Origin of the sequence: Pseudomonas flavescens (assembly GCF_013408425.1) — a bacterium.
Classification (GTDB): domain Bacteria; phylum Pseudomonadota; class Gammaproteobacteria; order Pseudomonadales; family Pseudomonadaceae; genus Aquipseudomonas; species Aquipseudomonas fulva_A.
In genome coordinates this window covers 5,660,011-5,685,687 of sequence record NZ_JACBYV010000001.1, presented here as the reverse complement: position 1 = coordinate 5,685,687, position 25,677 = coordinate 5,660,011, and the positions used below count along the sequence as shown (strand labels likewise).

General features: G+C 63.4%; 18 protein-coding genes, 1 tRNA gene and 1 pseudogene. 10 read left to right on the top strand and 10 right to left on the bottom strand.

Annotated elements, in window-relative coordinates:
- Nucleotides 1-20 precede the first annotated feature (20 nt).
- Together FHR27_RS25360 and rtcA are read left to right on the top strand one after the other, a co-directional pair.
- Nucleotides 21-143, top strand: a pseudogene (locus FHR27_RS25360) (DNA polymerase beta superfamily protein); the annotation flags it as partial.
- A 194-nt stretch (nt 144-337) separates the two neighbouring features.
- Nucleotides 338-1,363 carry an RNA 3'-terminal phosphate cyclase gene (rtcA, locus tag FHR27_RS25355; protein ID WP_179539890.1) on the top strand — a complete coding sequence of 342 codons (1,026 nt, stop codon included), beginning with the start codon at nt 338-340 and terminating at the stop codon, nt 1,361-1,363.
- 1,229 nt (nt 1,364-2,592) lie between these two features.
- Here the strand turns inward: rtcA and ettA are convergent.
- Nucleotides 2,593-4,257: an energy-dependent translational throttle protein EttA gene (ettA, locus tag FHR27_RS25350; protein ID WP_179539889.1), complete on the bottom strand. Its 1,665-nt coding sequence runs from the start codon at nt 4,255-4,257 to the stop codon at nt 2,593-2,595.
- Between the two features lie 474 nt (nt 4,258-4,731).
- On the opposite strand from ettA, the gene FHR27_RS25345 reads away from it, so the two are divergent.
- Together FHR27_RS25345 and glyA are read left to right on the top strand one after the other, a co-directional pair.
- Nucleotides 4,732-8,907: a sensor domain-containing protein gene (locus FHR27_RS25345; RefSeq protein ID WP_179540162.1), complete on the top strand. Its 4,176-nt coding sequence runs from the start codon at nt 4,732-4,734 to the stop codon at nt 8,905-8,907.
- 138 nt (nt 8,908-9,045) lie between these two features.
- Nucleotides 9,046-10,299, top strand: a complete 1,254-nt coding sequence (gene glyA / locus FHR27_RS25340) for a serine hydroxymethyltransferase (protein WP_179539888.1) — start codon at nt 9,046-9,048, stop codon at nt 10,297-10,299.
- A 202-nt stretch (nt 10,300-10,501) separates the two neighbouring features.
- Here the strand turns inward: glyA and FHR27_RS25335 are convergent, their stop codons facing one another.
- Nucleotides 10,502-10,894 carry a hypothetical protein gene (locus FHR27_RS25335; protein WP_179539887.1) on the bottom strand — a complete coding sequence of 131 codons (393 nt, stop codon included), beginning with the start codon at nt 10,892-10,894 and terminating at the stop codon, nt 10,502-10,504.
- Between the two features lie 196 nt (nt 10,895-11,090).
- Here FHR27_RS25335 and FHR27_RS25330 point away from each other — a divergent pair, with 196 nt between their 5' ends.
- Nucleotides 11,091-12,722, top strand: coding sequence for a hybrid sensor histidine kinase/response regulator (locus tag FHR27_RS25330; RefSeq protein WP_179539886.1), 1,632 nt, complete (start codon nt 11,091-11,093; stop codon nt 12,720-12,722).
- A gap of 180 nt (nt 12,723-12,902) precedes the next feature.
- A complete protein-coding gene (locus FHR27_RS25325) occupies nt 12,903-14,534 on the top strand; it encodes a hybrid sensor histidine kinase/response regulator (RefSeq protein ID WP_179539885.1) in 1,632 nt (543 codons plus the stop codon).
- A gap of 3 nt (nt 14,535-14,537) precedes the next feature.
- Here FHR27_RS25325 and FHR27_RS25320 read toward each other — a convergent pair whose 3' ends face one another.
- The 3 genes from FHR27_RS25320 to FHR27_RS25310 form a co-directional block, all read right to left on the bottom strand.
- A complete protein-coding gene (locus tag FHR27_RS25320; RefSeq protein WP_042554747.1) occupies nt 14,538-15,173 on the bottom strand; it encodes a LuxR C-terminal-related transcriptional regulator in 636 nt (211 codons plus the stop codon).
- Between the two features lie 608 nt (nt 15,174-15,781).
- Nucleotides 15,782-15,858, bottom strand: a tRNA-Ile gene (locus FHR27_RS25315).
- 132 nt (nt 15,859-15,990) lie between these two features.
- A complete protein-coding gene (locus tag FHR27_RS25310) occupies nt 15,991-16,281 on the bottom strand; it encodes a helix-turn-helix domain-containing protein (RefSeq protein WP_042554743.1) in 291 nt (96 codons plus the stop codon).
- A gap of 164 nt (nt 16,282-16,445) precedes the next feature.
- Between FHR27_RS25310 and FHR27_RS25305 the strand changes: the two genes are divergently transcribed.
- The gene (locus tag FHR27_RS25305; RefSeq protein WP_179539884.1) at nt 16,446-16,967 is read left to right on the top strand and encodes a BRO-N domain-containing protein; all 522 of its coding nucleotides are present in this window, start codon (nt 16,446-16,448) and stop codon (nt 16,965-16,967) included.
- A 101-nt stretch (nt 16,968-17,068) separates the two neighbouring features.
- Here the strand turns inward: FHR27_RS25305 and FHR27_RS25300 are convergent, their stop codons facing one another.
- The 5 genes from FHR27_RS25300 to hpaR all read right to left on the bottom strand — a co-directional run bounded on the left by FHR27_RS25300 (nt 17,069) and on the right by hpaR (nt 22,405).
- Nucleotides 17,069-18,004: a p-hydroxyphenylacetate 3-hydroxylase reductase component gene (locus FHR27_RS25300; RefSeq protein WP_179539883.1), complete on the bottom strand. Its 936-nt coding sequence runs from the start codon at nt 18,002-18,004 to the stop codon at nt 17,069-17,071.
- Nucleotides 18,005-18,064: 60 nt separating this feature from the next.
- Nucleotides 18,065-19,234, bottom strand: coding sequence for a p-hydroxyphenylacetate 3-hydroxylase oxygenase component (locus FHR27_RS25295; RefSeq protein ID WP_179539882.1), 1,170 nt, complete (start codon nt 19,232-19,234; stop codon nt 18,065-18,067).
- A 291-nt stretch (nt 19,235-19,525) separates the two neighbouring features.
- The gene (locus tag FHR27_RS25290; protein ID WP_179539881.1) at nt 19,526-20,701 is read right to left on the bottom strand and encodes a Bcr/CflA family multidrug efflux MFS transporter; all 1,176 of its coding nucleotides are present in this window, start codon (nt 20,699-20,701) and stop codon (nt 19,526-19,528) included.
- Between the two features lie 344 nt (nt 20,702-21,045).
- A complete protein-coding gene (gene hpaA, locus FHR27_RS25285) occupies nt 21,046-21,963 on the bottom strand; it encodes a 4-hydroxyphenylacetate catabolism regulatory protein HpaA (protein WP_179539880.1) in 918 nt (305 codons plus the stop codon).
- Nucleotides 21,964-21,982: 19 nt separating this feature from the next.
- A complete protein-coding gene (gene hpaR / locus FHR27_RS25280) occupies nt 21,983-22,405 on the bottom strand; it encodes a homoprotocatechuate degradation operon regulator HpaR (protein WP_042554737.1) in 423 nt (140 codons plus the stop codon).
- Between the two features lie 310 nt (nt 22,406-22,715).
- Here hpaR and FHR27_RS25275 point away from each other — a divergent pair, with 310 nt between their 5' ends.
- From FHR27_RS25275 to hpaE, 3 genes are read left to right on the top strand one after another with little or no spacing between them, the layout of a single operon-like run.
- The gene (locus tag FHR27_RS25275) at nt 22,716-23,363 is read left to right on the top strand and encodes a fumarylacetoacetate hydrolase family protein (protein WP_042554736.1); all 648 of its coding nucleotides are present in this window, start codon (nt 22,716-22,718) and stop codon (nt 23,361-23,363) included.
- 10 nt (nt 23,364-23,373) lie between these two features.
- Nucleotides 23,374-24,138, top strand: a complete 765-nt coding sequence (locus FHR27_RS25270; protein ID WP_042554735.1) for a fumarylacetoacetate hydrolase family protein — start codon at nt 23,374-23,376, stop codon at nt 24,136-24,138.
- A gap of 24 nt (nt 24,139-24,162) precedes the next feature.
- Nucleotides 24,163-25,623 (top strand): 5-carboxymethyl-2-hydroxymuconate semialdehyde dehydrogenase, encoded by a 1,461-nt coding sequence (gene hpaE / locus FHR27_RS25265; protein ID WP_179539879.1) that lies wholly within the window; start codon nt 24,163-24,165, stop codon nt 25,621-25,623.
- Nucleotides 25,624-25,677 lie beyond the last annotated feature (54 nt).

Sequence of the window (25,677 nt, the reverse complement as noted above, 5' to 3'; positions counted from 1 at the left end):
AATGAAGAAAGGAAATGGACATGGCAACGGAAGAACGCCACCCCCTCAGCGACGCCATGCGCGAGCGGGTGCTTGAAGGGCTGCAACGCGTCGAGCGCGAGCGCAACGTCAAGGTGCTGTACGCCTGCGAGTCGGGCAGCCGCGTGCTGGATGACTACCTGCGCGAGATGGTCAGGTACTACGCCTGAGCCGCGTTCTTTACCCGGGTCGAGCGAAGCGATACCCAGGGCGATATCTCGGGTGTCGCCTGCTCGACCCAGCCTACCGCTGAGTGGGACGCGGAGCGTCCCGATAGGTATTCCCACGCGGAGCGTGGGAACGATCAAAGGATTCACAGATGAACAAGGAAATTCTCGAACTGGATGGCGCCATCGGCGGCGGCCAGGTGCTGCGCACCGCGCTGAGCCTGTCGATGATCACCGGCACGCCATTGCGTATTCACAACATCCGCGCCAAGCGCAGCCGGCCGGGCCTGCTGCGTCAGCACTTGACCGCCGTACTGGCTGCCGCGCAGATCAGCACGGCCGAGGTCGAGGGTGCGCAGATGCACGCCACTACCCTGACCTTCCGCCCGCAGGCAGTGCGCGGCGGTGACTACCGCTTCGCCATCGGCTCGGCGGGCAGCTGCACCCTGGTGCTGCAGACCATTCTGCCGGCCCTGCTGCGTGCCGCCGAACCGAGCCGCGTACACATCAGTGGTGGTACCCACAACCCGGCGGCGCCGCCTTTCGACTTTCTCGATCAGGCCTGGCTACCGCTGCTGCGGCGCATGGGCGCGCAGGTCGAACTGCAATTGCACCGCCACGGTTTCGTGCCGGCCGGTGGAGGCGAACTGGAGGCCTTCATTCAGCCCTCGCAACTGCTGCCGCTGCACCTGACCGAACGCGGTGCGATAACCGGGCAGCACGCACAGGTGCTGCTGGCCGGGATCGCCGGGCATGTCGGTGAGCGCGAACTGGAGCGTGTCGGCAAGCGCCTGAAGTGGGCGGACGAGGATCTGCACTGCACCTGGCTGGATCACAGTCACGGTCCCGGCAACATCCTCATGCTGACGGTGGCCTGCGAGAACCTGACGGAACAGTTCTGCGCCTTCGGACAGACCAGCGTGCGGGCCGAAGCGGTCGCCGACCGGGCCATCGAACCGCTGCGTCAGTGGCTTGCCAGCGAGGCGGCGGTAGCCGAGCACCTGGCCGACCAACTCTTGCTGCCCATGGCACTGGCGGGTGCGGGCAGCTTCACCACCACGCACCTGAGCGAGCACCTGCAAAGCAATATCCAGGTGATCGAGGCCTTCTGCCCGGTGACCGTCAGCTGCACGCCAACGGACAAGGCACTGCGGGTCGAGGTCAGCAGCCGAGCGTAGGAACTTGGATCCTGCTCCAGAACGTAGAGTTGAGTTCGTATGCCCATGGCTCGACGGTGACAAAACAGAAACGGTCATCCGGACATTGATCGTGGGAACGGGCCATGCCCGTGACGCTTCGCGGGCATGGCCCGCTCCCACAGGTACCTGAGCCGAATGGCCGCGCGCGTCACTTTTCGGTCATTGCGCAGGGTATTTCGTCGAAGATCACGAACCTCGACTGGAGTTCGTATGCCCATGGCTCGATGGTGATAAAGCAGAAACGGTCATCCGGACATTGATCGTGGGAACGGGCCATGCCCGTGACGCTTCGCGGGCATGGCGCGCTCCCACAGGTACCTGAGCCGAATGGCCGCGCACTCCCCTCGGTCATCGCACAGGGTATTTCGTCGAAGATCACGAACCTCGACTGGAGTTCGTATGCCTATGGCTCGACGGTGACAAAACAGAAACGGTCATCCGGCGATTGATCGTGGGAACGGGCCATGCCCGTGATACTTCGCGCGCATGGCGCGCTCCCACTGGCACCTGAGCCGAACGGCCGCGCACTCCTCTCGGTCATCGAAAAGGGCATTTCGTCGAAGATCGCGAACCTCGACTGCAGTTCGTATGCCCATGGCTCGACGGTGACGAAACAGAAACGGTCATCCAGCGATTGATCGTGGGTACGGGCCATACCCGTGACGCTTCGCGGGCATGGCCCGCTCCCACAGGCACCTGAGCCGAACGGCCGCGCGCGTCACTTTTCGGTCATCGCACAGGGCATTTCGTCGAAGATCACGAACCTAGACTGGAGTTCGTATGCCATGGCTCGACGGTGACAAAACAGAAACGGTCATCCAGCGATTGATCGTGGGAACGGGCCATGCCCGTGACGCTTCGCGCGCATGGCGCGCTCCCACAGGTACCTGAGCCGAATGGCCGCGCGCGTCACTTTTCGGTCATTGCGCAGGCATTTCGTCGAAGATCGCGAACCTCGACTGGAGTTCGTATGCCATGGCTCGACGGTGACAAAACAGAAATGGTCATCCGGACACTGATCGTGGGAACGGGCCATGCCCGTGATTTTTCGCGGGCATGGCCCGCTCCCACAGGCAATACACCAATGTCCGTTTCCCGCTCTGCGGCCACTGCACTTGAGATTGCATCGAAAGGTCGGAAATAGGCTCCAGACTCGAAATGCACGCATAAAAAACGGAGCCCTGAGGCTCCGTTTTCTACAGCAGCGCTTACTGCGCCAGTTTCTTGTGCCGTACCCGGTGTGGCTGGGCTGCGGCGTCGCCGAGGCGCTTCTTGCGGTCGGCTTCGTACTCGGTGTAGTTGCCCTCGAAGAACAGCACGCCATCGTCCTCGTAGGAGAGGATGTGGGTCGCCACGCGGTCCAGGAACCAGCGATCGTGAGAAATCACGATGGCGGCGCCAGGGAAGTCCAGCAGTGCGTCTTCCAGCGAACGCAGGGTTTCCACGTCGAGGTCGTTGGACGGTTCGTCGAGCAGCAGGACGTTGGCGCCCTCCTTCAGGGTCAGGGCCAGGTGCAGGCGGCCACGCTCACCACCGGAGAGGTCCTTGACGAACTTCTGCTGGTCAGCGCCCTTGAAGTTGAAACGCCCCACGTAACCACGGGACGGCACCTCGTAGTTGCCGATCTTGATTTGATCCAGGCCATCGGAAACCGCTTCCCAGACCGACTTGCTGCCGTCCAGGTCGTCGCGGCTCTGGTCCACGCAGGCCAGTTGCACGGTGTCGCCGATCTCGATGCTGCCGGCGTCCGGAGTCTCCTTGCCCATCAGCATGCGGAACAGGGTCGACTTACCGGCACCGTTACCGCCGATCACGCCGACGATGGCGCCCTTGGGTACGCTGAACGACAGGTCTTCGACCAGTACGCGGTCGCCGTAGCCCTTGGTGACGTTCTTGAACTCGATGACCTTGTCGCCCAGGCGCGGCCCGGCCGGGATGTAGATTTCGTTGGTCTCGGCGCGTTTCTGGAATTCCTGGGACTGCATTTCCTCGAAGCGCTGCAGACGAGCCTTGGATTTCGACTGGCGGGCCTTGGCGCCTTTGCGCACCCACTCCAGCTCTTCCTTCATGGCCTTCTCGTGGGCCGACTGCTGCTTGGACTCCTGGGCCAGACGGGACGATTTCGCCTCCAGCCAGCCGGAGTAGTTGCCTTCGTACGGGATGCCCGCGCCGCGGTCGAGTTCGAGAATCCAGCCGGCGACGTTGTCGAGGAAGTAACGGTCGTGGGTAATGGCGACCACGGTACCCGGGAAGTCGTGGAGGAAACGCTCCAGCCAGGCCACGGAGTCGGCGTCCAGGTGGTTGGTCGGTTCGTCCAGCAGCAGCATGTCGGGGGCCGACAGCAGCAGGCGGCACAGGGCCACACGGCGCTTCTCACCACCGGACAGGTGCTCGATCCTGGCGTCCCAGGCCGGCAGACGCAGGGCATCGGCAGCGACTTCCAGTTGACGCTCCAGGTTGTGACCATCGCTGGCCTGCAGGATGGCTTCCAGCTTGGCCTGTTCGGCGGCCAGCTTGTCGAAGTCGGCATCCGGCTCGGCGTAGGCGGCGTACACCTCATCGAGGCGCGCCTGGGCGTCCTTGATGCCGCTCACGGCTTCTTCCACCGCTTCACGCACGGTCTTGTTCGGGTCGAGCTGCGGCTCCTGCGGCAGGTAGCCGACATTGATATCCGGCATCGGACGGGCTTCGCCGTCGAACTCGGTGTCTACCCCGGCCATGATGCGCAGCAGGGTCGACTTACCCGCACCGTTCAGGCCGAGCACGCCGATCTTGGCACCCGGGAAGAACGACAGGGAAATGTTCTTGAGGATCTCGCGCTTCGGCGGCACGACCTTGCTCAGCCGATGCATGGTGTAGACGTATTGAGCCAAAATTCAGACCTCACTAATAAATGGCAACGATGGCGCGCACCCTATGCGAAGACGATGCGTCACGCAAACGGAGAAATGTCGCGCAGGGCCACCAAGCCCGGCAGCCCGCACGCTGGAACGGCAAGACTAGCCTATGCCATTCGACAGCGTCGGGGCACGCCACAGGGAGCGTTGGTGCGCGGGCGCAGCAGCATCTATAAAGGAAGAGATCATTCGAGAAGCTGCGGCGAACCCACGTAGCGGCATTTTCGGCGATCTTGCAGCAGCGAGAAAGGGCCAGTTGACACACGACACTCGTCGCCTGGGCTGGCACTTCGCCACAATTGTGGCATGCTAGCCGCCCTGGGAAGCGGACGCCCCTGTTCAACACCTTTTTCGCAGCATTACCTGCCTTCCCGACCCGCCGTCGCAGGACCTCATCACGTGTCAGCGCCCAAGACCACGCGCCCCCACCGCGACCCTCCGCTCGTGCCCATGCGCCGCTCGTTCAAAGGCGCACTGGTGGTACTGGTGCTTGGGCTTCTGGTCCTGCTGCTCTGGCAATTGCAGCTCGAATTCCGCCAGTTGAAGGAAAACCAGCGCGACCTCAGCCTGGCGGTGAGCGAGCAGTTGGCCAAGCAGTTGAGCCTGAGCATGGGCTCCATGGCCAATGCCGGCCAAGCGGTACTCAATGCCACCAGCGATCCCGAAGAAGCCGTCGATCAGCACGATCACTACCTGGACAACCTGCGCGCGGTCTTCCCCTCCCTACAAAGCATCGCCCACCTGGACGCCACCGGCAGGCTGCTGCACGACAGCGCACCGCAGAGCAGCGACCAGCGGCGGCTGATCGAAATGGCCAGGCGCACTGCCAACCAGCGCTACCACTACGCTTCCGATGCCGAGGGCGAAGGACGCATCTACCTGCTGCTGCAAGCCCCCACGGACGACGGCTACTGGGCGCTGCGCCTGAGTGCCGACACCCTGGAAGGCTGGATGCAGAACAGCCAGCAGGGCGATTTTCCCTGGTTGCTGGAAGATGTCTCGAGTGAGCGGGTGATCGCCGACTCGCGGGGCGTGAGCCCACAAGAACGCAACTATCCAATGGTCACCGCCGCCCATCAGGCGCAGACCATCCTCCTGCAGGGCCTGCCCGGCTCCGACTGGCAACTGCGCGCATTGCTCGACGAGCGCCAGGTGCAGGCCCAGGTGTTGCCGGAAATGGCCGGCAAGTTCCTGCTGTTCACCCTTTGCAGCCTGCTGACGCTGTTCGCCCTCTATCGCCTGGTGCGTGAGCAAAGCAATCTGCACGCGCTCAACGCAGCGTCGGGGCGCTCCCTGCACCAGGCTGCCAGTGCCCTGGGCGTTATCGAAGAACGGGTACTGGTGACCGATAGTGGCGGCCGCCTGACTTACCTCAACCCGCAGGCCGAAGCGCTGTTCGGGCTGACCAACCGGCATGCTCGCGAATGGCACCTGCTGGAACTGCTGCCACGCCTCGACCCATTGCTGCTGCACGCCACGGCGTTTCACAGCGACCTCGGCCCGGACCTGGTGGAGATCCGCCAGGACGGCGACGTGCGCCTGTTCACCATCACCCGCAGCGATCTGGGCGATGAAGCGCGCCACCTGGGCTTCGTCTGGGTGCTGCGCGACGTCACCGAAGAGCAGCAGGCCACCCGTGTGCTGCAGGAGACCAGGCGCCGCTATCAGGACATCTTCGACGGTACCGGCACGGCGCTCTGCGTACTCGACCTCGCCGGGCTCTACCACTTCCTGCGTGAAGAAGGGCTGAGCAGCGGCGCCCAGCTACAGCCCTGGCTCAAAAACCACCCGCAGCGCCACGGCGAACTGCTGCGCCACATGCGCTTCACCGAAACCAACCAGGTCGCCCTGCGCCTGCTCGGTGTCAGCACGCCGGAGCAGGCCTGGGAACACCTGATCAACCGTGGCGACGTCAACCCGGACGGCTTCCGTGCCCAGCTCAGTGCCGCCCTGCTCGACGGCGGCGGCCTTCTCGAGCTGGAAAGCCATATCGAGGGCGCCAACGGCATCATTCGTCACCTGTGGCTGGTGATGCGCCTGCCGGAATGCCCCCAGGACCTGCACGCCGTGGCCCTGAGCATCAGCGACATCACCAGCCGCAAGCGCATGGAACTGTCGCTGGTCGAGCGCGAACGCTTCTGGTCGGAAGTGGTGCGCGCGGTGCCGGACACCCTTTACGTCAACGACATCCCGTCGCGTACCGTGCTGTTCAGCAACCATGACATCGGCAGCAAGCTGGGCTACGACCCCGCCTTCGTCAAAGCCCAGGGCGACGGCTTCTGGAAACACATCGTCCACCCCGACGACAGTGACTTCTACGGCCGCGTGCGCAACCTGCAAAGCGTGCTGAGCAACGGCGTACTGCTCGAGTCGCAGATCCGTGCCCGTCATCGCGACGGCTCATGGCGCTGGCTGAGCATTACCGAGCAGGCACTCTCGCGAGACGCCAATGGCTGGGTCAGCCGCCTGATCGGCGTGGCCAAGGACATCACCGAGCAGATCGCCCGCAACGAATCGCTGCGCGACAACGAACAGCGCTACCGCATGCTGGCGGAAAGCATCAGCGACGTGATCTTCTCCACCGACAGCCAGCTGACCCTCAACTACATCAGCCCATCGGTGCAGACGGTGCTCGGCTATCCACCGCAGTGGGTGCAGCAGCATGGTTTCGAAGGCCTGGCCACCAACCCGCAGCAACTCGGCGGCATCTACGCCCTGCTCGAACGCATTCGCTCCGCCCTCGGCACCCCTCAGCATCTGCAGGAGCTGCGGCAGACCCTGACACCCCAGCTGTTCGTCTTCGACTGCCTGCGCGCCGATGGCCGCAAGATCCCTGTCGAGCTGCGCCTGGTGCCCATGTGGGATGACAACGGGCACTTCGAAGGCCTGCTCGGCGTGGGCCGCGACATCGCCCAGCAGCGCCGCGCCGAGAAAGACCTGCGCATGGCGGCCACGGTATTCGAACACTCCACCGCGGCGATTCTGGTCACCGACCCGGCGGGCTACATCGTGCAGGTCAACAACGCCTTCAGCCGGGTCAGCGGCTACAGCTCCGAGCAGGTGCTCGACCAACTGCCGGGCATGCTCACCGCCGACAGCCAGCAGAGCAAGCACCTGCAGTACGTGCTCGCTCAGCTCAACCAGCGCGGGACCTGGGAAGGCGAGATCTGGCTGAAGCGCCGCAACGGCGAGAACTTCCCGGCCTGGGTGGGCATCACCGCGGTCCATGATGAAGAGGGCGACCTGGTCAGCTACGTGTGCTTCTTCAGCGACATCAGCGAGCGCAAGGCCAGCGAACAGCGTATCCACCGCCTGGCCTACTACGACGCCCTGACCCAGCTGCCCAACCGCACCCTGTTCCAGGATCGCCTGCACACCGCCCTGCAACATGCCGAACGGCATCGTGAATGGGTGGTGCTGATGTTCCTCGACCTCGACCGTTTCAAGCCGATCAACGACTCCCTGGGCCACGCCGCCGGCGACCGCATGCTCAAGGACGTGGCGGTTCGCCTGGCCGCCTGCGTGGGCGAAGACGACACCGTGGCGCGCATGGGCGGTGACGAGTTCACCCTGCTGCTGCAATCCAACAGCACCCGCCAGGGTGCACTGCACCGGGCCATCCACGTCGCCGAACAGATCCTCGCCAGCCTGGCCCGAGCCTTCGTGCTGGAAGGCCGCGAGTTCTTCGTCACCGCCAGTATCGGCATCGCGCTCAGCCCGCAGGATGGCAACGAGCTGAGCCAACTGATGAAGAACGCCGACACCGCGATGTACCACGCCAAGGAGCGCGGCAAGAACAACTTCCAGTTCTACCAGGCGGACATGAACGCCAGCGCCCTGGAGCGCCTGGAGCTCGAAGGCGACCTGCGCCACGCGCTGGAACAGGGCGAATTCCTGCTCCACTACCAGCCGCAGTTCTCCGGCAACGGCAAACGCCTGACCGGCGTCGAAGCCTTGCTGCGCTGGCAGCATCCCAAGCGCGGCCTGGTCGCCCCGGACGCCTTCATCCCGGTTCTGGAAGAGCTCGGCCTGGTGGTGCAGGTCGGCGACTGGGTGCTGGCCGAAGCCTGCCGCCAGATGAACATCTGGCACCACAACAAGATCCGCGTACCGAAAGTCTCGGTGAACCTCTCCGCCCGGCAGTTCAGCGACGGCCATCTGCACCAGCGCATCGCCCGGACGCTCAGCGCCTGCAACATCCCGGCCGCCTGCCTGGAGCTGGAACTGACCGAGAGCATCCTCATGCAGGACGTGGGCGCGGCGATGCAAACCCTCAAGGACCTGAAGAACCTCGGCCTGTGCATCGCCATCGACGACTTCGGTACCGGCTACTCATCGCTCAACTACCTCAAGCAGTTCCCCATCGACGTGCTGAAGATCGACCGCAGCTTCGTCGACGGCCTGCCCCAGGGCGAACAGGACGGGCAGATCGCCCGCGCCATCATCGCCATGGCCCACAGCCTGAACATGACGGTGATCGCCGAAGGCGTGGAGACCCAGGAGCAGCTCGACTTCCTGCGCAACCACGAGTGCGACGAAGTGCAGGGCTACCTGCTCGGCCGGCCGATGCCTGCCCACCAGTTCGAGGCGCAGTTCTGCGGGCGCAGCCTGTTCATGCTCGAGTGAGCCGCGCAAAGCGTGGCGTGGCCGGCGAGTGAGCGCCGCTTGTCCTGGCCATGATCACGCTTCATATGCCTGGCCAGCTCGGATGCGTTAGAATCCGCACCCTATTTCATCCGCCCAGCTGACTTTCAGGGGATTGCCATGTTCAGCCGTGATTTGACCATTGCCAAGTACGACGCCGAGCTCTTCGAAGCCATGCAGCAAGAAGCTCTGCGCCAGGAAGAGCACATCGAGCTGATCGCCTCGGAAAACTACACCAGCCCGGCAGTCATGGAAGCCCAGGGCTCGGTGCTGACCAACAAGTACGCCGAAGGCTACCCGGGCAAGCGCTACTACGGTGGTTGCGAGTACGTCGACGTGGTCGAGCAACTGGCCATCGACCGCGCCAAGGAACTGTTCGGCGCCGATTACGCCAACGTCCAGCCGCACGCCGGCTCCCAGGCCAACGCCGCCGTCTACCTGGCACTGCTGAGCGCCGGTGACACCATCCTCGGCATGAGCCTGGCCCACGGCGGTCACCTGACCCACGGCGCCAGCGTTTCCTCGTCGGGCAAGCTGTACAACGCCGTGCAGTACGGCATCGACGGCAACGGCCTGATCGACTACGACGAAGTCGAGCGCCTGGCCGTCGAGCACAAGCCGAAGATGATCGTCGCCGGCTTCTCCGCCTACTCCCAGGTTCTGGACTTCCCGCGCTTCCGCGCCATCGCCGACAAGGTAGGTGCCTACCTGTTCGTCGACATGGCCCACGTGGCCGGCCTGGTCGCTGCTGGCGTGTACCCGAACCCGGTGCCGTTCGCCGACGTGGTGACCACCACCACCCACAAGACCCTGCGCGGCCCGCGTGGCGGCCTGATCCTCGCCAAGGCCAACGCCGACATCGAGAAGAAGCTCAACTCCGCGGTATTCCCGGGCGCCCAGGGCGGCCCGCTGGAGCACGTCATCGCTGCCAAGGCGATCTGCTTCAAGGAAGCGCTGCAGCCTGAGTTCAAGACCTACCAGCAGCAGGTCGTGAAGAACGCCCAGGCCATGGCCGGCGTGTTCATCGAGCGTGGCTTCGACGTCGTTTCCGGCGGCACCGAAAACCACCTGTTCCTGCTCTCGCTGATCAAGCAGGAAATCTCCGGCAAGGACGCTGACGCCGCCCTGGGCAAAGCCTTCATCACCGTCAACAAGAACTCGGTGCCGAACGACCCACGCTCCCCGTTCGTGACCTCCGGCCTGCGCTTCGGCACCCCGGCAGTCACCACTCGCGGCTTCAAGGAAGCCGAGTGCAAGGAACTGGCTGGCTGGATCTGCGACATCCTGGCCGACCTGAACGACGAAGCGGTGATCGACGCCGTTCGCGAGAAGGTCAAAGCCATCTGCGCCAAACTGCCGGTTTACGGCAAGTAAGCGGCAGCGCTGCAAACGAAGGAGCCCGGCCGATGCCGGGCTTTTTCATGCCGGTGAAAAACAAGGGCCCCAGGATGCCTGCCATCTCACCGCCGAAAGCACACGCCACACGCGAAGAAGCCGCGCAGTGCGCGGCTTCTTCGGTGGCGAACCTGCTCGGGCTCCCGAACAGGCTGACGGGGCACTCATGCCCCAGGCGTGATCAACGCGATGCAGCGGCCGGTGCGGCAGTAGCGGTGGCCGTGCACGGCGCGCTGGCACCGAGGCCGGCGGTCATGCTTTCGACGTTGTTGAGCACGTCATTACCCTGGTTGACCTTCTGCGCCTTCTCGGCAGCCTGCATGCGCTGAGCGTAGGTGGTCGAGTCACCCTGGAAGCTCTGCTGGGTTTCCAGCACGGAGTTGGCAATGCTCAACAGGCTGCGGCCAGTGGAGATCAGGTTATCGGACGTGCTCGGCGTGCAAGGACCGCTGGCATTGGCCGCCTGCGTGTTATTCAGCAAGCCCTGGCTTTGCGTATTCTGCGGCAGGCACCCGGCAAGGGTAGCCAGCATCGGGGCAATGAGCAGAGCCCCAAGCGTTCCTTTGATGCTCATGTGAGATTCTTCCTCGACGACCTGCCTTCGACCCATTGCCGAAGCGATGCCCGCGATTTTAAGAAGGGTATAGTCGCGGCGAAATAGTACGGGTGTGCTAGAGGCACTTTGTCGCCTTATTGTTGTCTTGCGCCTGTTAAGGCTGGCGGCCTATGGTGTGCGAGTATCCGAATCAAATAGCTCGTAGGAAATTTACATGTCCGTGACCGCGCCCCGCGCGTACGACGCCGAGCGTGCTCAGGCGGTGGTGCGTTTGATCATCTCGCCAATCGCCATTGGCTACACACTGATGCTCTACCTGCTATCCATGGTCGAGGCCATAGTGGCCTGGCAGATAGTCCTGTTTGAGGCGATGTTTTTTGCCGCAGGCCTGGCGCTCTGGCTCGACATCCGCCGCCGCCCCGGCAACCGGCCGGTACGGCGAGTGCTGACCATGATCATCGACTACACCACCATCACGCTGGTCATTACCGCAGGTGGCGCGGCCATGCTGCCGATCTATGCCGTCCTGCTCTGGGTGACCGTCGGCTACGGCCTGCGTTACCAGTCGGGCTACCTGCTGCTGGCGACCATCATGGCCACGCTCTCGCTGCTAATCATCGCGAGCACTTCGGCCTACTGGCAGTCGCAGCCTTATCTGATCTTCACCCTGCTGCTCACCACCCTGATGGTGCCAGCCTACATACACACCCTGCTCAAGCGCTCGCGCCGCGCCGCTGAGGCCGAGCAGGCCGCCAACCTGGCCAAGTCGCAGTTTCTGGCACAGGCCAGCCACGACCTGCGCCAGCCCATCCACTCCATCAGCCTGTTTACCGCGTGTTTGCGCGACAGCAGCTTGGGCACCGAACAGCAGCGCCTGGTGGAGAACATCGACAAATCGCTGCACAGCGTCTCGCGCCTGTTCCGCTCGATTCTCGACATGTATTCGCTGGACAGCGGCAAGGTGGATCCGCAGATGGAAACCCTGCCGCTGCACACGCTGCTGCAGCAATTGATCCAGCAGAATACCGAAGCGGCTCGCTGGGCCGGGGTCGATATTCGCCTGCACTGCCCGCCAGTCTACGTGCGTACCGATCATGCCCTGCTCACCACCATGCTGCAGAACCTGCTCTCCAACGCCTTGAAGTACGCCCCCGGGCAACCCGTCCTGATCGGCTGCCGGCGCACAAGCACGGGCCTGTCCATCGAGCTGTACGACAAAGGTCGCGGCATCGCCGAAGCGCATCTCGAGAACATCTTCGAAGAGTTCTACCGCGTGCGTCAGGCGCGCGACTCCGATGTCGACGGAATGGGGCTGGGGCTGACCATCGTCAGGCGGCTAGGCACGCTGATGGATCTGCGCATTCGCATTCACTCCGTTGAAGGCCGAGGCACACTCGCGGCAATCGACGGCCTGCAGACGGTAGCGGCACCGCTCGAACGCATCGCCACGGCACGGAGCAACAGCCTGGCGCCGCGCATGCTGGATGGGCTGCGGGTGTGCCTCATCGAGGATGATCAGAACGTACTATTGGCCACCGCCACCCTGCTGACGAAGTGGGGCTGTGATGTCGCCACCTTCACGTCGCTACCCGACGTGTCGACGGACTTCGATCTGGTGGTCACCGACTTCGATCTCGGCCGTGAGGCCTCCGGGGCTGACTGCATCAACCATGTGCGCGCAGTCAGCGGCCGCAACGTACCGGCCATCATCATGACCGGCCACGACGTGCGCCGCGTGCACGAGCAACTGGGCGACGAGAACATTCCGATCCTGTCCAAGCCCGTGCAGCCCGCCGAGCTGCGCTCGCTGCTGGTGGCGCTGAAGCTCAAAACGCAGGCTGCCTGACGATGAGCGCAACCCAGCCTGCGCCGCCTTGGCAGCGGCAACCGGGCGGGTAGCGACGCCCAGCGAGTACCAGGGTGCGAAAGGTGCTGTGCGCGTTCACTGCTGTATTGCGCCTGTAAATAAATGCCCGCGGACCATGGTGTGCGGGTACCAGAACCACATGGCTTCTAGAGAACTCCCATGTTCGCGACCGGCTCTCCCACATACGATACAGAGCGTGCACAGGCGGCGGTGCGCTTGATCATCACGCCTATCGCCATCGGTTACACACTGGTGCTTTTCCAGCAATCCATAATCGGGGAAGCGCTGGCCTGGAAGATCTTCCCACTCGAAGCGGTGTTCTGTGTCGCCGCCCTGACGCTCTGGTTCGATATCTGTCGCCGCCCCGGCAACCGACCAGTGCGACGAGTGCTGACCATGCTCATCGACTACTGCGCCATCACGCTGGCCATTGCCACGGGTGGCGCGCTCATGCTGCCGATCTACGCAGCGCTACTCTGGATAACCGTCGGCTATGGGTTGCGTTACAGGTCGGGCTACCTGCTGCTGGCGACCATCATGGCGACACTCTCGCTGCTAATCATCGCGAGCACTTCGGCCTACTGGCAGTCGCAACCTTATCTGATCATCACCCTGCTGCTCACCACCCTGATGGTGCCCGCTTACATACACACGCTGCTCAAGCGCTCGCGCCTGGCAACGGAAGCCGAGCAGGCCGCCAACCTGGCCAAGTCGCAGTTCCTGGCACAGGCCAGCCACGACCTGCGCCAGCCCATTCATTCCATCAGCCTGTTTACCGCGTGTTTGCGCGACAGCCGCTTGGGCGCCGAACAACAGCGGCTGGTGGAGAACATCGACAAATCGCTGCACAGCGTTGCCCGCCTGTTCCGCTCGATTCTCGACATCTACTCGCTGGACAGCGGCAAGGTGGTTGCCCAGATGGAGGTTCTGCCACTGCACAAGTTGCTGCAGCACCTGGTCCAGCAGAACACCGAGGCCGCTCGTTGGGCCGGGGTCGATATTCGCCTGCACTGCCCGCCCCTATACGTGCGCGCCGATCATGGCCTGCTGACCACCATGCTGCAGAACCTGCTCTCCAACGCGCTGAAGTACGCCCCCGGGCAACCGGTGCTGATCGCCTGCCGACGCAAAGGCACGGGCCTGTCGATCGAGCTCTACGACAAGGGCCGAGGCATCGCCGAAGCGCACCTCGATAACATCTTCGAAGAGTTCTACCGGGTGCGTCAGGCCCGCGACAGCGATGTCGAAGGCATGGGCCTGGGGCTGACCATCGTCAGGCGGCTGGCTACGCTGATGGACCTGCGCATCCGTATCCACTCCGTGGAGGGCCGCGGCACCCTCGCGGCCATCGACGGCCTGCAACGGGTAGCGGCCCCGGTCGAACGCACCTCTCCGGCAACGGGCGTCAGCCAGGCACCGCGTATGCTGGATGGGCTGCGGGTGTGCCTGATCGAGGATGATCAGAACGTGCTGCTGGCCACCGCCACCCTGCTGAAGAAGTGGGGCTGCGAAGTCGCCACCTTCACCTCGCTACCGAACGTGTCGCCAGACTTCGATCTGGTGGTCACCGACTTCGACCTTGGCCGCGAGGCCTCCGGAGCCGATTGCATCGCCCATGTGCGCGCCCTCAGCGGGCGCAACGTACCGGCGATCATCATGACCGGCCACGACGTGCGCCGCGTGCAGGAACAGTTGGGCGACGACGATATCCCGATCCTCTCCAAGCCGGTACAGCCCGCCGAGCTGCGCTCGCTGTTGGTGGCGCTGAAGCTCAAAACGCAGGCTGCCTGACGATCAGCGCAGCCCGGCCTGTGCGGCCTTGGCGGCTGCCGCTGCACGGCTGCTGACATCCATCGTGCGCAGCAACGACGAGACATGAATGCGCACGGTGAAGGGAGAGATGTCCAGCTCGCGGGCGATCTCCTTGTTCGACAGGCCGCGCACCACCAGCCGCAGCACGTCCTGCTGGCGTGGCGTCAGTTGCTCCAGCAGTTGCCTGCCCTCGGTAAAGGCCGGCACCCCGGCGGGGCCCAGGCTGAGGACGAAATCTCCCGCGCACACCGCCAGCAGCCCATCGGCAATTTCATCGGGCGGTGTCGCCTTGCCAATGAAACCATCGGCCCCCGCCGCCATCACCTCGTCGATCAGCTCGCGGTTGTCGACCATCGACACGATCACGATAGAGCTGCGCTGAAAGCGCTGGCGCAACGCGCCAATGGCCTGCGGCGACTGCCCCGGGAACAGCAGATCGAGCATGAACAGGCTAGGTGGCGCGCCGGCAGTTGCCAGGTCGAGCACCTCGTCCATGTCACCGGCTTCGAGAATGCAGGCATGGGGAAAAACGCGTTGCGCGATACGGCTAAGGCCTTCGCGAAAGACCGGGTGATCATCGGCCACGATGATGCGGTCTTGCGGGGAACGATCGATCATAAGGATATTTTCATCATGAGCTGAGACTACGGTCATATCCATGGAGGCGCCACGATCTGGTTCTCAGTCTGCGCCGGATTGGGCTGGCCTATCGCTCCCTGCAGATGCCAGCCAAGCGACATAGACCCCCGGATGCTTTGAAAAGATCCTGAGCGTGGGCAGATTTGGCAATAAAGCACTCATGAGTCAGCACAATTTGCTCGGAAATGAGACGAGCGTCTGGCAAAAGAGCGGCTCTGGGACACGCCAGAAGGGCCATCTGCAAAAGCCGAGAGGGAAATATTCAGGGTTCTCAGCAAAGAGAAAAATCCATTCACGCACCTCGTGAACGGACCAAACCAATGGACGCTCCCGCCTAAACCGCAGTGAAAGGGGAATAGCGCATCAGTGGTCCAGCACGAGCCTTTCCTGCATATCAGCCGCCCTCTGAACCTTATCGTGACCAAGCTGAAGAGAAAGTACGGCAGGCCATCGCGATCTTGAGGCAACAGCACGGACCTCACCGAACGCCGCGCTAATTACGCCAAACGTGGACACCCAACCCGGAGAAGCCGCTCGTTTCTCACCAATCAGAAACGCAAAAGCCGCGCAGTGCGCGGCTTTGAAGGTGGTGGGCCCACACGGACTCGAACCGTGGACCAAAGGATTATGAGTCCTCTGCTCTAACCAACTGAGCTATAGGCCCTCAGAGGCCGGCGGATTATACCGATGCACCTGGCCGAGCGCCAATCCGATGCGCAAGGATCTCATCTCAGCAAGGCATGTTCAGTGAGAACAGACAAAGGTTTGGAGCTAACGCCCTCGCAGAACACATGGATCACTTACCAGGACCATGGAGCACCATGAGCTCCTCCTTCAACCTCTCCAGTAACACATCAACCCCCATCTCAGGCTCCGCGTTCAGGTAACTCGACGCCACCAATGTGACCGGATGCAGTTCCAACACTGAGGCCAGCGTATCTAGCTTATCCATGCTGGGACTGTACATCCCGCGCTCCAGAGCGCTCAGGTACGTACGACTACTGACGACAGCAAAATCTTCCTGCGTCTTTTTTTGAACCGCTCGCGCGTGCTTCAACGCCGCGCCGAATGCCTTTTTCAGCTCCACCGATCCACTACCCAGTTAATGATGAGTAGCCAATCGAGCCATTACGCGCAGTATACTGCTACAGCGTATACTGTTCATTGCGAGACTATCTGGATGCAGAGCGCTGCGATCCCGACAGTACGACCACACGCTATTAACGTTCGAAGCTGTATTCAGGAGGCCTTATGGATGAAGCCTTTACTCCCCTGGTGCTGATGCGCCATCGCCAACCGCTGCGCGGGGTTATGATCGATCGGCAGCCTTGGGTTTGCGCCGTGGAGTTCGCGCGTTTGCTGGGGCATCGGCGCCCGGAGCGGGTCTGTCGGTTGATGGATGCCGACCAGTTGCGCAGGGTGCATCTGCAGTTGCCCAACGGGCAGCTGGAGGCCGTGGAGGTGCTCAGTGAGTCGGGGATGTACCGGGCGCTGTGCCGCTTCTCGCACCCGGAGAACCGTCACCTGCGGCGCTGGCTCAGCCACGTGGCGCTGCCTGCCTTGCGCGACAGCGACGCGGCCGAGGCGCATGAGCCGTCACGTTGCCTGATGGCCTGGGGCAACGGGCAGGTCAATCTGCTGGCGTGGCAGGGTGAGCTGTGGGTCGCGCTGGATGAACTGCCGCGCCTGCATGGGCAACCGCAGGCGGCGCCCTCCCCGGCAGGTTCGTGGCTGGGGCGCTGGTGGCGCGATGGCTTGCGCCAGGGAAGATGAGGGGGGTGCGGCAATGCGCGGACGCGGCCAAATCCCGGTGAGCCGCAGCTCACCGAGTACTCGAATCTCCGCAGCCACCTCAGGCAGCCTGTAGCCTCGCGTCACAAACCCTTGGCGATGCCGCGAAGGACGGTTTTGAAGGTGTCGATCTGGTCTGCAGTAAACGCCGAGAAAGCGCGAATCTGTTGCTGCTCGGCGATGTTCCACAACGTATCGGCCTGCTCCAGGCCCTGTTCGGTAAGGCCTACCCCTGCCCCACAATCACGCAGCAGGCCTTTGCGTTTGAGGGTTTCCAGCGACTCTTCGATTTCCCGTACCGGCATGGCGACCAGTTGTTGCAGGTCGGCCATGCCGAGGCTGGCGTCCTTCTCGAGCACCATGAGCATGCGCGCTTCGCTGGTTCGCAGGCCGGTGGCCAGTTGCCGCGGCTGATAGTCGCTCTGGTAGCTGCGCACCGCCTGGGTCATCAGGTAGTAGAGGTTGTGGCTGAGGCGACCTTGAAAGGCGGTCTTGCCGACGCTTTCACTCTTCTTCAACGAACGCGGATGTGGCAGCACCGAGGAGTAGACGCCTTGGTGATAGAGCAGCGGCGCACGCCCCAGGTCATCGAAGGCGATCACTTTGCCGATCAGAATCCAGTGATCGCCACCGTCCACCTGCTGGTGCATCTCGCACTGAAAGCGTGCCGCGCAATCGCCCAGTAGCGGAGCGCCACCGACACCGGTTTGCTGCTCGACGCCGGCGAACTTGTCTTCGCTGTGCCGGGCGAACTGGTTGGACAGGTCGATCTGGTCCGCCGCGAGGATGTTCACCGCGAAGTGGCTGGCTTCGTTGAACACCTCGTAGCTGGTGGAACGTTTGTCGATGCTCCAGAGAATCAGCGCGGGCTCCAGGGAAACCGAGTTGAAACTGTTGGCGGTAACGCCGACTCGCCGGCCGCCAGCGGCGGCCGTCATGATGGTCACGCCGGTGGCGAAGTTGCCCAGAGCACGGCGAAAGGCACGCGGGTCGAAGCCCGCCTGTTGTTGATCGGTCATGATGTCCTCAGTGCCGGACGTGGCCCGGCCTATCGAATCGCGGAAAAGGGAGTGGCGGGCTCAGACCATGCTCGGGTCAGGTTCCAGCCCCATCAGCTCGCGGCCGAGGATCTGCGCGCAAACGTCGTAGTCGGTGTAGGCGTGGGCGGCGGTCATGTGCGCGTCACGCCACAGGCGCTGCAGCTCGTTGCTCTCCATCCAGGCGGTGCCGCCCGCCGCTTCGAACAGGCGGTCAACGGCCTGAACGCACATTTTCACCGCGTAGGCCTGGTTGGTGCGCCAGAAGGCCAGCGTCTCGCGGCTGGGGTACTGGTGACGCTCGCCATGCTCGGCGTGCTCGCGCCAGGTCTTCTCGAGGAAGGCGCGGGCGGCAGCGACCTGGTGAGTGGACTCGGCCAGGCGCATCAGCGCCGGGGTGGCAGCACCGACGGTGGCGCCGGTATAGGCACGCACACGGTTGCGAGTCTTCTCTTGGAAGGCTTCGAGCATGCGTTCGGCAACGCCCAGGCTGACGGTAGAGAAACCACTGGCGAAGTACGGGCGATAGGGGCTGTAGAAGATCTTGCTGTCCGGGTACAGGCCGAAGCCCGCCGACTTGCCTTCCATCATGTCCTTGGCTTTCTGGATGCGATACTCCGGCACGAACACGTTGTCGATGATCAGGGTCTTGGTGCCGCTGCCCTTCATGCCCACGGCATACCAGTCGTCACGGATCTGGTAGTCGCTGCGCGGCAGCACGGCGAAGCAGTAATCCTGGCCGCCCTCGGCATTCTGGCGACGGCAACCGACGATGGCCCACTCGGCATGATCACTGCCGCTGCTCCAGCCCATCTGGCCGCTGAACAGCACGCCACCCTCGACCTCCTCCACTTTGCCGAAGGGCGCGATGGAGCTGCTGGCGGTGGCATGGGGGTCATCCCCCCAGACTTCGTCCTGCAGTTTTTTCGGAAACATCGCCAACTGGTGGCTATGGGTGCACAGCAGGCTCATGGCCCAGGCGGTACTGGCGCAGGCCCCCGCCAGCAGCGCGATGCAGTCGCAGAACTCGGGCAGGGATATTTCCAGGCCGCCATAGGCTTCGGGCTGAAAGGCGCGATGCAGGCCAATGCCCTTGAGCAGGGCGATGTTCTCGGCGGGGACCATCCGATCCTTCTCCGCCTGGCTCGCGTTGGCGGCGATGGCAGGAAGAATTTCACGTAGCGCGACAAGGCGCGAATTTGACTTTTTCATGCTGTTCGACCTGTTTGTTTTTAGATGTCGGCCATGCACCCCGAGACGCTTCCCGAAGGGATAGAGGCGGCGTGTAGGTCACGCAGCGCCTGTGCTGTACGGGTATACCGGAACGTTTGCGAGTTCATTATGCAGAGCACCATGGGCGGCAAACATGCACGTTCCACAGGCAATAATGTACTTTTCATGGCCATTTCGACGCTCTCTGGAAAAGCGTCAGGCCGCTGGCCGAGCGCCCCGCGAGGTTGCCATTGCGCGCGCCGCATGGCTCGTGAGGGGCTTGGCCGGGGTTCAGCGACGGCTCAGAACGTAGGCCAGCAGCACACCGACTCCGGCACAGCCGATCAGCAGGCCCATCGGCCAAGGGCTGCCGTCATACAGCATGCTGACCAAGGCGCTACCCAGGGTGCCAAGGCCAAATTGCATGGCCGCCGCGAGGCCGGCAGCAGCACCGGCCTGACGGGGAAACAGCGACATCAGACAGGCCAGGCAGTTGGCCGCGATCATCCCGGTCACGCTGACGTAGGCCAGCACGCACACCACCACAGCCGGCAAGCCGCCCCAACCCGTGGCGCAACAAAGCAGCAGGGCAATCCCTGACAGCGCGCTGATGCTGGCCCCAAAACCCAGCATGCTCGATGAGCCGAGGCGTCGCACCAGGCGGGCATTGACGAAGCTCATGCACATGATGCCAAGGATGTTCAGCGAGAAGAGCCAGCCATAGTGCTGCATCGATACGTCGAAGAACTCGATGTAGATGAAGGGTGAAGCGGTGATGAAGGCGAACATGCCGGCGAACGCCAGGCCCATGCACAGGATGTAACCGATGGCCCGTGGCTGCCGGGCGATATCAACGAAGGCGCCGAAGGCCAGCCCCAGCGAGGCGCCTCGCGATTCCCTGGGCAGGGTCTCGGGAATGCCGCGCCAGACCAGCACGAGGCACACCCCGGCGAAACCCAGCAGGATGAAGAACAGTACTCGCCAGCCACTGAGCAGAATCAGGTAGCCACCGAGCAATGGCGCGATCAGCGTGGCGATCATGGTCACCTGCTGCATCAGCGACAGCACCCGCGCCGCCTCGTCGAGCGGGAACAGGTCACGCACGATGACCCGCGCCAGCACCGACGCGGAGGCCCCACCAACAGCCTGTAGCAGGCGCCAAGCGATAAGGTGCTCCGGCTCGCTGGCCAGTGCGCAACCGAGACTGGCCAGCATGTACAGGCAGATGCCACCCAGCAGCAGGCGTCGACGACCGAAGCGGTCGGACAAGGGCCCGTAGAACAGCATGCCCAGGCTGAACCCGGCGAGGAACAGGCCGATGGTCATTTGCACCTGGCGTTCGCTGGCCTGCAGGTCACCAGCGATCAGCGGCACGCTGGGCAGATACATATCGATCGACAGCGGGCCGAACGCCACCAGGGCGGCAAGCAGGACGATCAGCCGTTTAGGCTGGTGAACGAGTGACATGCAAGACTCCAGGCAGTCAGGGAAGAACGCCGGCCACGGGCGACCGATAGAGCACAGCGATCACCCGGGCTCGACGCCGCAGGGCTGGCCGCTGGAAGTAATGGTTGGGAACTGCACGGCAGCGAGGATGAGCAGTCCGGCGGCTGGCGACAGTCGTGCCTGCCACGCTCTGGCTACGGCACTCATGGGTTATCTGCGCCTCTGCTCCAGGCCGATTCAGGCTGACCCGCGACAATTTCGTTAATAAGTTAATTTATTTTCATAACGATCAACAAGCGCCAACACGGCGAGCACCAGAAATAAAAAACAGACAGCAGACCGCCAGCCTGGACGGCGGTGCGGATTCAGCGCCAGGCGTCCTGCTTGTCTTCCCAGTGCCGCTGCCGGTATTCACCAGGGGCCATGCCGGCATTACGGGCGAAGAACCGGCTGAAGTAACCGGGATCCTTGAAGCCGAGCTGATAGCCGACCTCGCTGACCGAGGCGCCGCCGAACAGAAGGAGCCGCTTGGCCTCCTGCATCAGGCGCTCGTGAACCAGGCGTTTGGAGGGTAGACCGGCAATGCGCCGGCAGATGTCATTGAGGCGCGCCTCCGTGACGCCGATGGCGGTCGCGTAGGCAGCCAAGGGCCAATGCTGCTGGTAATGCCGCTCGATCAGCGCATTGAAGCGATGGAAGAACTGCAGGTCATCACGCCGCTCCGGCTGGGCCTTGAGCGAGCGTGTGGACAAGCGCAGCAGACCGATCATGATCAGCCGCGTCAGCGCCTCCAGGCTGGCGGCCCGGCCAGGACGGGTGGCGGCGAACTCGCTGCGCAACTGTTCGAAGCACAGATCGAGCCGGGCGACTTCCGCATCGACACTGCCGCCCAGCTCGTCGAAGGCCACGCACACCGCACCGATGCGCGGGCCATCAGCCAGCCCATGGCTGGCTTCGAGCAAGGGCCATACCCATTCCTGACGCACGGTCAGCACATGCCCATCGGCCTCGGCATCGGTGACGAAGGCGTGAGGAACGGTAGGTGGCGTGAGAAAGAACATCGGCCCTTGCTGCTGGTAGCGCTGGTCATCGAGAAACACGCGCACCGTGCCGCTCTTGACGTAATGCACCTGAAAGAAGCGGTCATGCCGATGCACCGGCATGTTGCGCCCGAAGAAATCGGCGAGTTTGCCCAGTGCCTCGTAGTGCACATCGGAGTCGGCATAGCGCTGGTCGTAGACCTGGCCGATGTCGATATTGGGAATCGGTGGGCGGCTCGCCATGGCTCACCCTCCCCGGGGCTCAGGGTTTGATCTGCTTCAGTTCGTTGAGCAGGCCCAGCAGTTGCTGCAGCTTGTCGTCGCCGAACTGCTCGAGGATTCGCTGGTAGTTGCGCTCCATGTCCTCGCTCATCGCGACGAAGCACTGCTGGCCCGCTTCCGTGAGGCCGACGTACACGCGGCGCTGATCCTGCGGTGCCTTCCAGCGGCGCACCACGCCATCGCGCTCCATGCGCGCGAGAACGCCGGTCATGCTCGGCTTGAGGATGCACGCCTGCTGCGCCAGCTGGTAACTCTCCATCTCCCCGCTCTGGCGCAGGATGCGGATGACCCGCCACTGCTGCTCGGTCAGGCCATGCTGGTTGAGCGACGGCCGAAAGAACCCCATGGCCGCTTCACGGGCTTGCAGCAGCGTCAGGGTCAGTGAGGGTCTGGGTGCGGACATCGGCTCGCTCATGGCAGGTGGGTAACGGCAGGCCCGATTTAAGCAACAACTGCCGGGCCTGCGCAAACACGGGTGAAGCCCGTTCGACCTTTGGCACGCTCGATCAAGAAGCCTGGCAGCCCGAGACAATCGATAAGCGTCGATGACGGTTTAAATAGCCCTCGGGGATCGAGCCGATGCGAACCATGGCCCGATCATCGTTAACATATTAATTAAATAATCGAGATGCTAACCCGATCGGGCGAGTCGCCTTGCACGGCAGCCTGTGTTCTCCACCTGGGATAGCTCCAGTCCGATTCAGGAGTGAAGCATGGGTCGCGCCGCTAGCGAAATCGCCACAGGTACTCTGTTCGGTATCGCCTTGAACTACAAAGGCCTGCTGGACAGCCGCCTGAGCGAGTTCAACGAACCCCCTTACCAGAAACCACCCGTCAAGCCGGTGCTGTTCATCAAGACGCCGAACACCCGCAACGGCGATGGCCAGGCCGTGGTCGCGCCAGCTGGCGAGCGCCTGCAACCGGGCCCGGCGCTCGGCGTGGTGATCGGCAAGCGCGCCAGCCGGGTCAGCCAGGCCGATGCCCTCGCCCACGTGGCCGGGTACCTGATCGTCAATGAATTCAGCCTGCCGGAAGAGAGCTACTACCGGCCGGCCGTCAAGGCTAAATGCCGCGACGGCTTCTGCGCGCTGGGCAGCGAGGTGATCGAACTGGCCGACCCGCACGCACTGAGCCTCAAGCTGCTGGTCAACGGCGAGGTCCGCCAGGAAAACAGCACCGCCAATCTGGTGCGCAGTATCCCCCAGCTGATCGCCGAACTGAGCGAGTTCATGACCCTGCACGAAGGCGATGTACTGATCACGGGCACACCGGAGGGGCGCGTAGACGTTCAGCCGGGCGACGAAGTGGTCGTCGAGATCAGCGGCCTGGGCCGCCTGACCAATACCGTCGTGGCGCAATAAGGAAACGCACATGAAGCACGCACGCATTCGCTTTGAAAATGCCGTTCACGCGGTCACCGTCGAAGCCGACAACGCCGTACGCCTGCCAGACGGTCGCCTGCTCGCCGAAGGCGCCGTCGAGTGGCTGCCACCGGCCGAGGGCAGCATGTTCGCCCTGGGCCTGAACTACGCCGACCACGCCGCGGAATTGGCCTTCAAGGCGCCCACCGAACCCCTGGCATTCATCAAGTCGCCCGGCACTTACACCGGCCACCACGGGGTCACCTGGCGCCCGGACAACGTCAAGTACATGCACTACGAGTGCGAGCTGGTGGCGGTAATCGGCAAGCCGGCGCGCAACGTCAAGCGCGAGGATGCCCTGCAGTACCTGGCCGGTTACACGGTGTGCAACGACTACGCGATCCGCGACTACCTGGAAAACTACTACCGCCCCAACCTGCGCGTTAAAAACCGTGACGCCACCACCCCGGTGGGCCCATGGATCGTCGACGCCGCCGACGTGGCGGATCCCTCGAGGCTGACGCTGCGCACCTGGATCAACGGTGAGCTGAAGCAGGAAGGCTCCACCGCCGACATGATCTTCGACATCCCCTACCTGATCGAATACTTCTCCAGCTTCATGACCCTGCAACCGGGCGACATGATCGCCACCGGCACCCCCGAGGGCCTGGCCGACGTGGTACCGGGCGACGTGGTGGTGACGGAAGTGGAAGGCGTTGGCCGCCTGGTCAACCACATCGTCAGCGAACGCGAATTCTTCGCCGCGCGCGGCTAACCCGGAACAAGAGAGGAACAGCAGATGATCAAGCACTGGATCAACGGCCAGGAAGTCGAGAGCCGGGACGCCTTCACCAACTACAACCCGGCCACCGGTGACGCCATTGGCGAAGTGGCGAGCGGCGGCGCCGAGGAGATCAACCTGGCGGTCGCCGCCGCCAGGGACGCCTTCCCGAAATGGGCAAACACGCCGGCCAAGGAGCGCGCCCGTCTGATGCGCAAGCTGGGTGAGCTGATCGACCAGAACGTGCCGCAACTGGCCGAACTGGAAACCCTCGACACCGGCCTGCCGATCCACCAGACCCGAAACGTGCTGATCCCGCGCGCTTCGCACAACTTCGACTTCTTCGCCGAAGTCTGCACGCGCATGGACGGCCACAGCTACCCGGTCGACGATCAGATGCTCAACTACACCCTGTACCAGCCGGTGGGTGTCTGTGGCCTGGTGTCGCCCTGGAACGTGCCGTTCATGACCGCCACCTGGAAGACCGCGCCCTGCCTGGCGCTGGGCAACACCGCCGTACTGAAGATGAGCGAGCTGTCACCGCTGACCGCCAACGAGCTGGGCCGCCTGGCGCTGGAAGCGGGCATTCCACCGGGCGTGCTGAACGTGGTGCAGGGTTATGGCGCCACTGCCGGCGACGCCCTGGTTCGCCACCCCGATGTGCGTGCGATTTCCTTCACCGGCGGCACCGCCACCGGCCGGAAGATCATGCAGACCGCGGGCCTGAAGAAATACTCCATGGAGCTGGGCGGCAAGAGCCCGGTGCTGATCTTCGACGACGCCGATCTCGATCGTGCGCTGGATGCCGCGCTGTTCACCATCTTCTCCCTGAATGGCGAACGCTGCACGGCGGGCAGCCGCATCTTCATCCAGGAAACCGTGTACGACCAGTTCGTCGCCGAGTTCGCGGCCCGCGCCAGGCGCCTGATCGTCGGTGACCCGCAGGACCCGAAGACCCAGGTCGGCTCCATGATTACCCAGGCCCACTACGACAAGGTCACCGGCTATATCAGGATCGGCATCGAGGAAGGCGCCAACCTGCTGGCTGGCGGCCTGGAGCGCCCAGCCAACCTGCCAGCGCACCTGTCCAAAGGCCAGTTCATCCAGCCGACGGTATTCGCTGACGTGGACAACCGCATGCGCATCGCCCAGGAAGAAATCTTCGGGCCGGTGGTGTGCCTGATCAAATTCAAGGACGAGGCCGAAGCCCTGCGCCTGGCCAACGAAACCGATTACGGCCTGGCCTCGTACATCTGGACCCAGGACATCGGCAAGGCTCATCGCCTGGCCCGCGGTATCGAGGCCGGCATGGTATTCATCAACAGTCAGAACGTGCGCGATCTGCGCCAGCCATTCGGCGGCGTGAAGGGCTCGGGTACCGGCCGCGAAGGCGGTGAGTACAGCTTCGAGGTATTCAGCGAAGTGAAGAACGTGTGCATTTCCATGGGCAGTCACCACATTCCTCGCTGGGGCGTGTAACGACTCGCTCGCCCCGTACCTGGCCGTATGACCCGGTACGGGCGCTCCATTCCT